The organism is Maribacter forsetii DSM 18668 (assembly GCF_000744105.1).
Lineage (GTDB): Bacteria > Bacteroidota > Bacteroidia > Flavobacteriales > Flavobacteriaceae > Maribacter > Maribacter forsetii.
Map to the genome: position 1 here is coordinate 3228580 of NZ_JQLH01000001.1, position 13876 is coordinate 3242455.

8 protein-coding genes and 2 tRNA genes are annotated in these 13876 nt (G+C 35.3%); 5 read left to right on the plus strand and 5 right to left on the minus strand.

The window, feature by feature from the left end; translation table 11 throughout:
- Window positions 1-55 precede the first annotated feature (55 nt).
- Complete coding sequence (locus P177_RS13845; protein ID WP_036155650.1) at window positions 56-1879, plus strand: AMP-dependent synthetase/ligase; 1824 nt, start codon at window positions 56-58, stop codon at window positions 1877-1879.
- 249 nt (window positions 1880-2128) lie between these two features.
- Here P177_RS13845 and P177_RS13850 read toward each other — a convergent pair.
- From P177_RS13850 to P177_RS13860, 3 genes are all read right to left on the minus strand, one after another.
- Window positions 2129-2206: transfer RNA gene (locus P177_RS13850), tRNA-Pro, on the minus strand.
- 39 nt (window positions 2207-2245) lie between these two features.
- Window positions 2246-2334, minus strand: a tRNA-Ser gene (locus P177_RS13855).
- A gap of 112 nt (window positions 2335-2446) precedes the next feature.
- Window positions 2447-4483 (minus strand): HD family phosphohydrolase, encoded by a 2037-nt coding sequence (locus P177_RS13860; protein WP_036155653.1) that lies wholly within the window; start codon window positions 4481-4483, stop codon window positions 2447-2449.
- Window positions 4484-4604: 121 nt separating this feature from the next.
- Here P177_RS13860 and P177_RS13865 point away from each other — a divergent pair, with 121 nt between their 5' ends.
- Window positions 4605-5780, plus strand: coding sequence for an acetyl-CoA C-acyltransferase (locus tag P177_RS13865; protein WP_036155655.1), 1176 nt, complete (start codon window positions 4605-4607; stop codon window positions 5778-5780).
- Between the two features lie 17 nt (window positions 5781-5797).
- A complete protein-coding gene (locus P177_RS13870) occupies window positions 5798-6550 on the plus strand; it encodes a C40 family peptidase (RefSeq protein ID WP_036155657.1) in 753 nt (250 codons plus the stop codon).
- A gap of 46 nt (window positions 6551-6596) precedes the next feature.
- Here P177_RS13870 and P177_RS13875 read toward each other — a convergent pair whose 3' ends face one another.
- Both P177_RS13875 and gyrA read right to left on the minus strand, forming a co-directional pair.
- Window positions 6597-7859, minus strand: coding sequence for a tetratricopeptide repeat protein (locus P177_RS13875; RefSeq protein WP_036155659.1), 1263 nt, complete (start codon window positions 7857-7859; stop codon window positions 6597-6599).
- Between the two features lie 40 nt (window positions 7860-7899).
- Complete coding sequence (gyrA, locus tag P177_RS13880) at window positions 7900-10458, minus strand: DNA gyrase subunit A (protein ID WP_036155661.1); 2559 nt, start codon at window positions 10456-10458, stop codon at window positions 7900-7902.
- A 259-nt stretch (window positions 10459-10717) separates the two neighbouring features.
- Between gyrA and P177_RS13885 the strand changes: the two genes are divergently transcribed.
- Window positions 10718-13270: an ATP-dependent Clp protease ATP-binding subunit gene (locus P177_RS13885; RefSeq protein WP_036155662.1), complete on the plus strand. Its 2553-nt coding sequence runs from the start codon at window positions 10718-10720 to the stop codon at window positions 13268-13270.
- A 205-nt stretch (window positions 13271-13475) separates the two neighbouring features.
- Entirely contained in the window at window positions 13476-13874 is a 399-nt protein-coding gene (locus tag P177_RS13890) for a hypothetical protein (RefSeq protein ID WP_036155664.1), read from the plus strand.
- Window positions 13875-13876 lie beyond the last annotated feature (2 nt).

The following is a 13876-nucleotide window of genomic DNA, read 5'->3' on the forward strand; positions in this document are numbered from 1 at the left end:
ATAAAATCTCTTGTAAATTTTTCGTATTTTAAACTAGCAAAAACAAACAGAAGCAATGACCAGACTCTTTGATCTTTTATACCATCAACTTGAAAATCATCCTTTAGAAAATTCCATAAATGGTCGAGATGCCTCTGGAAAATGGAAATCGTATAGTTCGCAAGAAGTTAAAGAAACTGCCGAAAATATGGCATCAGGATTATTAAATCTTGGTCTAAAACCAGGCGATAAAGTTGCTTTAGTTGTTTATAAAAATAGACCGGAATGGATGATTTTAGATTTTGCTATGCAAATGGCAGGTATCATAAGTATTCCCTTATACCCTACTATTAGTGTTGGCGAATATGAATATATTTTAAACGAAGCGGAGGTAAAAGTAGCTTTTTGCGGTGGCGGAGATTTATATAGCAAATTAAATGCAACACGAAAAAGTGTAGTCACCCTTGAGCACATTTATACATTAGATAAGCAATCTAATATTCCGTATTGGGAAGACGTATTTGACAATTCTCATATTACCGAAATAGAAAAAATTAAAAGCGGGATTACAAATGAAGATCTAGCAACCATTATTTATACCTCCGGTACCACAGGAAACCCAAAAGGGGTTATGCTATCGCACAAAAACATAATGCACATAGTTCTAAACACTTCTCCTCATTTACAAGCGAAACCAGGAGACAATGTATTAAGTTTTTTACCCTTGTGCCATATCTACGAACGCTCTGTTTCATTTGTGTACTATTACAAAAGTGCTAAAATATTTTTTGCTGGCACCGACAATCTAAGTGGTCCTGAAGGTGACTTAGCTGCAGTTAAACCTGCAACATTCACTACTGTCCCTAGATTGCTAGAAAAAATTTACGAGGCTATTTACAACAAAGGATTGGCATTAGATGGTACAAAAAAGAAGCTATTCTTTTGGGCTTTGTCATTGACCGATGATTATGAACTAAATCAAAAATTATCTTTTGTTTCCAAACTAAAATGGAAAATTGCCGATAAATTGATTTTCTCTAAATGGCGAGATGCCCTTGGAGGAAATGTAAAAGCAGTAGTTACAGGTGCTGCTCCTTGCCCAGTTAAGGTTATGCGTGTTTTTTGTGCTGCCGGTATACCTATTCGTGAAGGATATGGACTAACAGAAACTTCACCTACTTTAAGTGTAAATACTATGGAACCAGATGGAGCCCTTTTAGGTTCTGCAGGTCCGCTCATTGATGGTATAGAAATATTAATAGACCAAGAAGATGGGGATTATAGAGAAGGCGAAGGAGAAATTTTAGCCCATGGACCAAATGTTATGATGGGGTATTACAAAAAACCAGAAGTCAATACTCAAGTTTTTTGCGAAAAAGATGGCAAACGTTGGTTTCGCACAGGTGATATTGGTACGCTAGTAAAAGGACCAACGGGACGAGAATTTTTAAAAATTACTGACAGAAAGAAAGAATTACTCAAAACTTCTGGTGGTAAATATGTTGCACCGGCACCTATTGAAAATAGAATAAAAGAGGAGTTTTTGGTAGAACAAATGATGGTTATTGGTGATAAACAAAAATTTGTATCCGCTTTGATTGTCCCTGCAGAGGAAGCATTGAAAAGCTACTGCCATAAAAAGGATATTCCTTGGATCAGTTTAGATGAAATAGCAAAGCACCCCAAGGTACTAAAGCGATATCAAAAAATAATTGATAAATACAACCCTGAATTTAGCCATGTAGAACAAATTAAAAAATTTAAACTTATTGCTCGTGAATGGCTACCAGTACATGCAGATGGTGCAGCTGCAGAATTGACACCTACCCTTAAATTAAAGCGTAGGGTCATAAGAGAGAAGTTTAGCACTGAGATTATGGATATTTATGCTGAACAATAGAAAAACAAAGAATCAACCTTCGTTACAGAAAATTTGTAGTTCATGTTTTAATTGAACTACGCTAATCTTTATGGGAATTTTTTAATTACCATTATTTCATTAGCAATGTCAGGTATAGTTTAAGCTTTTAAACGTCTACACTTAACCGGTTTTAGCGGATATCTGCACTTATTTTACAAATAATACACAGACTTCCTTACAAATGAAAAAACCCTCGCAAATCAAATGATTTACGAGGGTAATTAAAATTGGTCGGGGTGGCAGGATTCGAACCTGCGACCTCCGCGTCCCAAACGCGGCGCGATAACCGGGCTACGCTACACCCCGAATTGGTTATCAAAAAATATGTCTCTCAACATATTGTTGCGGAGAGACAGGGATTCGAACCCTGGGTAAATGTTTCCACCTACGACGATTTAGCAAACCGCTCCTTTCGGCCACTCAGGCACCTCTCCAGTAATTCTTCAATGAACTGTTGCTCTAAATAGCGGATGCAAATGTAGTAAGTATTACTGATTATACACAACTATTTTTAATGTTTTTTTTCAATAAAAAAATACATCCCTGTTACTCAGGATATTCCACTCGCAAATGATAAATATTTATGAGCTTTTGTTTGAATATTTTCTTGATTGTTTCTATTTCTTTGAACGTAATGTCTGCATTCAAAAATTGATTTGCCTTCATTTGACCCGAAATTATTTTATCAACGAACTCATCAATAATTAAAAAAGTAGGATTCTTTAAACTCTTTGATGCCGCTTCTACAGAATCTGCCATCATTAATATTGCAGTCTCTCTAGAGAATGGCAACGGACCAGGATACCTAAAATCCTCTTCATTTACCTCTTCTTCTAATTCTTTCTGTTTCTTGTAGAAATAAAATACCAATGTGGTACCATGGTGAGAACGTATAAAATCTATAATACGATCAGGTATATTATTCTTTCTAGCTATCTCTATTCCCTTTATGACATGATTTATTATAATACGCGCACTGTCTTTAGGACTAAGCTCATCATGCGGATTCACATTTGTCACCTGGTTCTCCGTAAAGTAAGTAGGATCGTTCATTTTACCAATATCATGGTATAAAGCCCCTACCCTGACCAACATAGCGTTTGCTCCAATTTCATTAGCAGCTGCTTCAGCTAAATTGGCGACCTGTAACGAATGATGAAAAGTTCCTGGTGCCTTGTTAGATAATTCCTTTAAAAGCTTAGAATTGGTATCTGACAACTCCAATAACGACACATCTGACACCAGCCCAAAAACTTTCTCATAGATATATATTAAAGGCTGTACAAAAAGGGTAATCATACCATTTAACAGAAAAAGCCCCAATGTGTACCATTCAATATCACTTAAGTCTCCTTCGTGTATGGTATGAAAAGCTAAATATCCAATAATATAAATCAATGTTATTTGACCAACACTAACAAATAGGTTTGCTCTTTTATACAGTTCTGATACCGTCAAAATTGTAACTATACCTGTAATTATCTGAAGAAATATATACTCAAAACTATTGGGTACTACAAAACCTAAAATCAGTATCGTCAATACATGTACAAACAATCCTAATCTAGCATCAAAAAACGTTTTTAAGATTAGCGGAAGTATACATAACGGCACAACAAACACTAATTGATCATTGTACTTTATAACCATAGTGGTAATAAATACCATCAATAAAATATTGAAAAATATAAAAGTGACCTTTACATTATTATCATAAACGGTTCTTCGGTATTTTTTCAAAAACAAGAACAACATAATAAGTACTAGTGCAACCAGAACAGTATACCCTATCAATATATAATAATAGTTATTTGCTGTCCATAACTCAGATTCGTATTCAGATTTTAACGATTCTAATATCTTAAGGTTTTCCGCTTCTACAACTTCCCCTTTAGCAATGATCAATCTTCCTTGATCTACCGTTCCCCTTGTATATGACAATTTGGACAATGCCTCTGCCCTAGCTTTTTGGGTTAGACTATTATCAAAACTTACATTGGGAGCAATAATATCAAAAAAAAGTGCTTGAGTTTCTTTCTCAAAAGCAGATAAATTATTCTCTGCAAGAACTTTACTTACCAAGTTGTTAATTTCGTTTACCCTATAGAAATCTGAAACCCTAACTTTTCTTGCTTCATTATCTTTAACCAAATAAATATAACTCCGCTGAATTTGCTTTCCGTTATTTTGCAAAATACCCTTGGCGTACACCGAATCTAACACCACTTTTGAAAAGTATTTTAAACGTGATTTTTGATTTTCCCCAAGTGCGGCTCTATCCCATTTATTTTCAAATTTTTGCTCAAATTCTTTTGCAACATTACTCACCTCAGCCTGATCATACCTATAATATGGCAACTGATTACTTTCTATTACTTGTTTTTCTTTCGCTATTTCTGCATCGGTTTTTTGAATGGAAAAATCGAAAGGCGCATATAGATTTTCAAACTGCCAAGGTTTCCCTTTTTGAAATTCGTACTTGAACTTTCCTCCCTTAGGCAAGAAAAACACAATAAATGCAACTGCTACAAAATAGAGTATATACTTGAATATGAGCGATTGCTGTTTGTAAAGATTATCCAAAAGAAAATTGTATTAGGTTCTTCAAAAATAGAAAATAATAAGCTGATAACTAGTAATTGAATCGATATCCCTTGGGTTGCTATAGAATTTAGTAATTTCGTGTAATCAAATAATTAAAAACATGAAAGAAGTCGTTATCGTATCAGCCGTAAGAACTCCAATAGGAAGTTTCATGGGTGGATTATCAACAGTTCCTGCTCCAAAATTAGGAGCAATTGCTATTGAAGGCGCTTTAAAAAAAATCAACCTTTCACCTACATTAGTAGATGAGGTAATAATGGGGAATGTAGTGCAAGCCGGTACAGGTCAAGCACCTGCTAGACAAGCTGCTATATTTGCCGGCATACCAAATACTGTTCCTTGTACAACCATCAATAAAGTTTGTGCCTCTGGTATGAAATCAGTAATGCAAGGTGCACAAGCAATTGCTTTAGGCGATGCCGATATCGTTGTTGCAGGCGGCATGGAAAATATGAGCTTAATACCTCATTATGTTCACATGAGAACAGGTACTAAATTTGGACCTACTTCTTTAATTGACGGTATGCAAAAAGACGGTCTTGTAGATGCGTATGATGAAAATGCTATGGGTGTTTGTGCCGATGCATGTGCTACTGAATATGAATTCAGTAGAGAAGATCAAGATGCTTATGCCATACAATCATACAAAAGATCAGCAGACGCCTGGGAAAAAGGAAAATTTGACAATGAAGTTATTCCAGTAGCTGTTCCACAAAGACGCGGAGAACCTAAAATGGTTATTAAAGATGAAGAATTCAGTAATGTTTTTATTGACAAAATTCCGAATTTAAGACCTGCATTTACAAAAGATGGAACGGTAACCGCTGCCAACGCTTCTACAATTAATGATGGTGCCGCTGCATTAATTTTAATGAGCAAAGAAAAAGCAGAAGAGTTAAACCTAAAACCATTGGCAGTCATCAAAAGTTACGCTGATGCAGCTCATGAACCTGAGTGGTTTACTACAGCCCCTGCAAAAGCATTACCAAAAGCTTTGGCAAAAGCTAATCTAAAATTAGAAGAGATAAACTTCTTTGAATTTAACGAAGCCTTCTCTGTGGTAGGTCTTGCCAATATGAAAATACTAGGCTTAAATGATAAAAATGTAAATGTAAACGGAGGTGCTGTTTCTTTAGGACATCCATTAGGATGCTCTGGTGCACGAATTTTAATTACATTATTAAATGTATTGGAACAAAATAATGCTAAACTAGGTGCTGCCGCAATATGTAACGGTGGTGGAGGTGCTTCAGCTATAATTGTTGAAAAAGCATAAGCGCATAAAATTTGTATATGCAATACGGTATTTGTCAATTAAGCATTGTTCCTGTAAGAAGTACTCCAGACGAGGCATCTGAACTGATTACCCAACTTTTGTTCGGTGAACATTATAAGATACTTGAATGCAGGAAGAATTGGTCTAGAATAAAGACTGTTGCTGACAAATGCGAAGGATGGATAATGAACAGCCAGTTAGTTTTTATACCGGAAGAAGAATTTAATGCCATCCAAGCAAATAAAAAATCAAAGCATGTCTCCCAATTAGTATCTTTTGTTGAAGATTCAAATAAAATTTTGACGCCAATACTAATTGGCTCCTGTTTGTTTGAAACCCCTTCATTACCTTTTGATTTTGATGGTAATTTGAGTGGCGAAATTAATACCAAAGAGAACTTGGTTAAAACGGCATTGCTTTATTTAAATTCCCCCGAACTAAAAGGTGGAAAATCTCCTTTTGGGATTGATAGCGCAGGTCTTTCACAAATGGTATACCAAATAAATGGATACCATCTTTTAAGAACTGCAGAGACTCAATCTACTCAAGGTACTGCGTTAAGTTTTGTTGAAGAAAGCGAAGCTGGAGATTTAGCTTTTTTTGATAACGCACAAGGTGAAATTGACCATGTGGGTATAATCATGGAAAACAATCATGTTATTCATGTGAATGGAAAAGTTAGAATTGACCGTTTAGATCACACCGGCATATTCAACAACGAACTTAGAACATACACCCACCAATTACGGGTTATTAAAAAGATAGTATAAAAAAAGGCCCTAGACAGGGCCTTTAATTTTATAGGTGAGTTTACAATTACTCTCCTAACATCTTCTTCATCTTCGTGAAGTTTTCAGTATCACCCATTGCTCCGTAAATATTCTTAAGCTGAGTCATTATATTTTCGTTTTCAGGATTGTTCTTTAACGCATCTTCCAATACATCTGCACCTTGCTTGAACAAACCATCCTTCTTTTCTTTTAACTCATCATATCTTGCAATGTCAGCTCTAGAGTTCCCTAAAGAATTCATTTCATCAATTAACTTATTTCCTTCGTTTACATAAGTAGTAGAAAGATTTAAATAAGCATTAGTATATTCAGGATTAAGCTCAATTGCTTTTTTATAAGATACACGAGCATCTTCATAATTCTCCTGCTCCATGCTAATAACACCAACGTTATAGTGTAAATCTGGATTATCAGGAGCCAATGCAATTGCTTGAGCCATCAATTCTTTAAACTTATCCTTATTTCCTTGATTGAAATATAAGTTAGCTTCGTTCAAAATAAGATTTACATCTTCTGGATCATTCTTTCTTGCCTCTTGATAAGCCTCTAAAGCTTTCTCATCTTGACCTAATTGTGTATAAATCAATGCAGTATTTTTAACGATCTCAGCTTTTTTAGATGGCGTTTTCTCATCTACAGGATTAGAATAAGTACCAGACTTAACCATTAGGTCACGTTGAACTTTATCCATCTCCTCTACTTCACCTGAAGCAGCGTTGGTTGCTTTATAAATCATACCGCCACCATCATAACCAACTTCTTGAAGCTTGTTGTAATAGTCCAAAGCCATTTCATAATGTCCACCGTTTACAGCACTACCTGCAGCATAGTACAAGTATGAAGTATCTTTTGGACTAAGTGTATAACTCATGTACAATTTCTCAGCAGCTTCTTTGAATTTGTTGTTACCGTTATCACTAACAGCAGAGTTTACAAGATCAGCAGTCAATGCAGCCATGTATTGGTTGGTTTCAGAAGTATATTTCTGCTTACCGGAAGCTTCTTCTATTTCTACGACTTTCTTAAAAGAAGATGCCGCTTTTTCAAACGCATCATTATTTCCTTTTTTGGCTAAATCATTATATATCTTACCTCTTGTAAAATAATACTGCGCCTGGGTTTTTTCATCTGCAGCGGCAATTGTACCTGAAGCAGCTTCTAAAGCTGTTTGTGCAGTAGCTGAATCACCAGCTTTCAATGCCTTTTCTGCAGCTTTTATTTCATTCTTTTGAGCAAAACCGACCATTGTAAATGTCAGTGCCGCTACAAGTAATAATCTATTCTTCATTTTTAATATATTAATTATTAGTGTTTACTTTTAAATGATGTTACTCTTCAGTTTCAGGATTATCCGTGTCTGTACTTTCCTCGGAATCAGAAGTATCAATCTCCGTGCCATCTTCTGCATTTACCTCAATATCAAGTATTTCAGCTTCTTCCAAATCATCCTCATCTTTCATAACCTTCGCTACTGCAGCAATAGAGTCGTTACCTTTAATATTAATCAACCTAACACCCTGTGTTGCTCTACCCATTACACGTAAATCTTCTACGCTCATACGTATTGCAATTCCAGATTTATTGATAATCATTAAATCATCAGAATCGGTAACGTTTTTAATTGCTACTAGTCCGCCCGTTTTATCGGTCACACTAATAGTCTTAACTCCTTTACCTCCTCTATTGGTAACTCTATAATCATCAATACTTGATCGCTTACCATAACCTTTTTCCGAAACAACTAATATTTCATCTTCAAAATTATGAACGGAAACCATACCTATTACCTCATCCTCGTCATTTGCTAAAGTAATACCACGAACACCAGAAGCATTTCTACCCATTGGTCGTGTTTTACTTTCTTCGAAACGAATTGCTTTACCAGATTTAAGTCCTAAGAAAATTTCACTAGAACCTGTAGTTAATTTAGCCTCTAACAATTCATCACCTTCACGAACGGTAATGGCATTAATACCATTTTGACGTGGTCTTGAATATTGCTCTAAAGATGTTTTCTTCACAACACCTTTCTTAGTAGCCATAATAACATAGTGCGCATTGATATACTCTTCATCCTTTAAATCTTGTGTACAAATGAAAGCTTTTACACTATCATCTTGTTCAATATTTATAAGGTTCTGAATTGCACGTCCTTTTGATGTTCTACTTCCTTCCGGAATTTCAAACACACGCATCCAGAAACATTTACCCTTCTGGGTAAAGAATAACATATATTGGTGATTGGTACCTACAAATAAATGCTCTAAGAAATCTTCATTTCTTGTAGAAGATGCTTTTTGACCAACCCCACCTCTATTTTGTGTTTTGTATTCACTTAAAGGAGTTCTTTTAATGTAACCCGCATGAGAAATAGTAATTACCACTTGCTCATCTGGAATCATATCTTCCATGCTAAGATCACCACCTGCAATATTAATTACAGATCTTCTTTCATCTCCGTATTTACCTTTAATCTCAAGTAGCTCGTCTTTGATAATAGACATTCTACGTTCTTTCTTATCAAGAATATCTTTTAAATCCGCTATAAGAAGCATGATTTCATCATATTCACTTCTTAACTTATCTTGCTCCAGACCAGTAAGTTGACGAAGTCTCATCTCTACTATTGCCTTCGCTTGAATTTCACTTAATTTGAAACGTTCAATTAAGTTTGCCCTTGCTTCATCTGCATTTTTAGAGGCTCTGATTATAGCAATTACCTCATCGATATTATCTGATGCAATAATTAAACCTTCTAAGATATGAGCACGATCTTCAGCCTTCTTTAATTCGAATTGTGTTCGCCTAACTACCACTTCATGTCTATGCTCAACGAAATAATGAATCATTTCCTTGACATTCAACAATTGAGGTCTTCCATTGACCAATGCAATGTTATTGACACTAAAAGATGTTTGCAAAGCCGTATACTTAAACAGCATGTTCAACACAATATTAGGAATAGCATCCCTCTTTAAAATGTAAACGATACGCATACCGTTTCTATCGGATTCATCTCTAATATTGGCTATACCTTCCAATTTTTTATCATTGACAAGATCGGCAGTTTTCTTAATCATGTCTGCCTTATTGACCTGATAAGGAATTTCGGTAACAACAATACATTCGCGACCTTGAACTTCTTCAAAAGTTGCTTTTGCACGCATTTTTACACGCCCTCTTCCTGTATGAAAAGCTTCTTTTACACCATCATAACCATAAATAGTACCACCAGTTGGAAAATCCGGTGCTTTAATATGTGTTATAAGCTCATCTATCTCAATGTCGTTATTATCTATATATGCAACCGTACCATCTATTACCTCAGATAAGTTATGTGGCGGCATATTGGTTGCCATACCTACAGCAATACCAGATGCACCGTTCACCAACAAACTTGGAACCCTAGTAGGCAGAACCGTCGGTTCTTTTAAAGAGTCATCAAAATTCAATTGATAATCTACGGTTTCCTTTTCTATGTCAATTAGCATATCGTCTGCAATCTTACGCATACGGGCTTCCGTATAACGCATTGCCGCAGGGCTATCACCATCAACAGAACCAAAGTTACCTTGACCATCTACCAACATGTAACGCAAACTCCATTCTTGAGCCATACGTACCATGGCATCATATACCGAAGTATCACCATGTGGGTGATACTTACCTAAAACTTCCCCAACAATACGTGCAGATTTTTTATGAGAGCTATTACTTCTAACTCCTAATTCATGCATTCCGAAAAGAACTCTTCTGTGTACGGGTTTTAATCCATCCCTGACATCTGGCAGGGCTCGTGACACAATGACCGACATTGAGTAATCAATGTAGGCAGATTTCATTTCCTCTTCAATATTAATGGGAATCAATTTTTCACCGTCAGCCATTTTAAAATCTTCTGTTTTTTAATTAGTAAAAAAGCATGCCAATATACTTAAATCCTGAGCGTTTTAAGAATAAGTGGATTTAATAATATTATTTTTTATTAACACTTGGCATAGTTATGTTAATTTTTACTTTATATCAGTATTTAGGTACTATTAAAGCCGCATTTAATGGGTTTTACAATAACTTTAACGATTATAGGTACGGTATTTGCCATTGATTGAATCATATTTAGTAATTTTATAGTAGATAATATAGTATATGGATGATAATTTTTCCCCAAGAGTTAAGGATGTAATTGCTTATAGCAAGGAGGAAGCATTGCGACTTGGTCACGATTTTATCGGTACCGAGCACCTCATGCTAGGGCTTCTTAGAGATGGAAACGGGAAGGCTATAAGCATTTTAGATGCTTTGGAAGTTGATCTGGAACACCTACGTAGAAAAGTAGAAATACTTAGTCCTTCTAACCCTAACGCCAGTGGCGTACAAAAAGATAAAAAGAATTTGCACTTAACAAGGCAGGCAGAGCGTGCATTGAAAACCACATTTCTAGAAGCTAAACTTTTTCAAAGTTCTTCTATAAATACAGCGCACCTTCTACTTTGTATTCTTAGAAATGAAAACGACCCTACTACGAAGCTTTTACATAAACTAAAGGTAGATTATGACGGAGTTAAGGAACAGTTTAAATTTATGATTACAAGCGATGACGATATGGTAGACGGCCCAACGGCCGAATCTTTCCCTAGTGATTCTGAAGATACGAACGAAGGTAAAGAAAGTACTTTCGGTGCTTCTTCTAGTCAAAAAGGTACCAAAAAATCTAAAACTCCGGTATTAGATAATTTTGGTAGAGACCTTACCCAAATGGCTGAGGAAAATAAATTGGACCCAGTTGTTGGTAGAGAAAAAGAAATAGAAAGGGTTTCTCAAATTCTTAGTAGAAGAAAAAAGAACAACCCATTACTTATAGGTGAGCCTGGCGTTGGTAAAAGTGCCATTGCAGAAGGTCTTGCCTTAAGAATTATAGATAAAAAAGTTTCTAGAATTCTTTATAACAAAAGAGTTGTTACACTTGATCTTGCATCTTTAGTTGCCGGTACAAAATACCGTGGACAGTTTGAAGAGCGAATGAAAGCAGTAATGAACGAATTAGAAAAGAATGACGACGTTATTTTATTCATTGATGAAATTCATACTATTGTAGGTGCAGGTGGAGCTACCGGAAGTTTAGATGCTTCCAATATGTTTAAACCAGCATTAGCTAGAGGTGAAATTCAATGTATTGGTGCCACTACCCTAGATGAATACAGACAGTATATTGAAAAGGACGGTGCTTTAGAAAGACGTTTTCAAAAAGTTATTGTTGAACCAACTTCTGTTGATGAGACAATTGAAATTCTTCATAACATAAAAGGTAAATACGAAGATCACCATAATGTAACCTACACTGATGAAGCTATTGAAGCTTGTGTTAAGTTGACTAATAGATACATGACGGATCGTTTTTTACCGGACAAAGCTATTGATGCTTTAGATGAAGCTGGTTCTCGTGTGCACATTGTTAACATGGATGTTCCAAAACAAATTCTTGAATTGGAAAAGAAATTAGAAGATGTACGTGAGCTTAAGAACAGTGTTGTTAAAAAGCAGAAATATGAAGAAGCCGCAAAGCTTCGTGATGACGAAAAAAGTCTAGAAAAGGAACTTGCTATTGCTCAAGAGCGCTGGGAAGATGACAGCAAGCTTAACAAAGAGACCGTTAGTGAAGACAATGTTGCAGATGTTGTTTCTATGATGAGTGGAATTCCTGTAAATAGAATTGCACAAACTGAAAGTAATAAGTTAGCAGGTTTACCTGAACTTATTAAATCTAATGTTATTGGTCAAGATGATGCAGTTGCCAAGGTTTCTAAAGCTATACAACGTAATAGAGCCGGACTTAAAGATCCAAACAAGCCAATTGGTTCGTTTATCTTTTTAGGTCAAACAGGTGTTGGTAAAACACAATTGGCAAAAGTATTGGCTAAAGAACTTTTTGATTCTGAAGACGCACTTATTCGTATAGATATGAGTGAGTATATGGAAAAATTCGCCATCTCTAGATTAGTTGGTGCACCTCCAGGATATGTTGGTTATGAAGAAGGTGGTCAATTAACTGAAAAAGTTAGAAGAAAACCTTACTCTGTTATTCTTTTAGATGAAGTTGAAAAAGCACATCCAGATGTATTCAACATGTTGTTACAAGTATTGGATGATGGTTTCTTAACAGATAGTCTTGGTCGTAAAATCGATTTTAGAAATACCATTATTATAATGACTTCTAATATTGGCGCTAGACAACTAAAGGACTTTGGACAAGGTGTCGGTTTCGGTACTTCTGCCAAAAAGTCACAAGAAGATGCGCATCAAAAAGGTGTTATTGAGAATGCCTTGAAGAAAGCTTTCGCTCCTGAATTCTTAAATAGAATTGATGATGTAATTGTTTTCAACGCTCTTGAAAGAGAAGACATTCATAAGATCATTGATATTGAATTAGCGAAGTTATTCAAGAGAATCAAGGATATTGGTTACCACTTGAACCTTACTGATGAAGCTAAGGATTATATTGCAGAGAAAGGCTTTGACAAACAATATGGAGCTAGACCGCTAAAAAGAGCTATTCAAAAATATATTGAAGATGCACTTGCGGAAGAAATAGTGAATTCTAAACTTAAAGAAGGAGATAGTATTTATATCGATCTTGACAAGAAAAGTGAAGAATTGACTATAAAAATTGAAAAAGCAGAGAAAGAATCACCTAAAACATAGGTATTCTTAATTTACTAATATAAAAAAAGGAGCCCTTTGTAGGGCTCCTTTTTCGTACAATTCAATTTCGATTGTAAGAATACAAATACACTGAATAGTAGCCATACGCAGTACGAACGATATTTTCGCGTTTAAACTAAAAAGTTACCTAGAAAAAGTAGTTCCTTATACTTTCGCTTCAGACACACTATATAATACGATAAGAATGAAGTTAGGATCTACCAAGAAGAAGGTAATTGTGCGGGAGTACGAATTAGAAACCGGAAAAATTCAAGTTTATGATAATTACATGGTATCGATCTTTGACGAGGGAGCGACTTTAACGCTGGAAAGAGCGTATCAGATTATCGGTATATCTGAAATTCATTTTAGAGACAGAAACTTTGGCTTCATAAGTTTACGTAAAAACTCTTTTGCCATAGACCCTACTATATATAACTATCTTAAGCAATTAGACAACCTTAAAGCTTTTGCAATAGTTTCTGTAAAAGAAATAGACATGCATAACTTTAAGATTGAAAAACTGTTTTATAAAAAACCAATGAAGTTTTTCATTGAATTTGACAATGCATTAAAATGGGTTAAAAGAAGAGTTAATTCATAAAG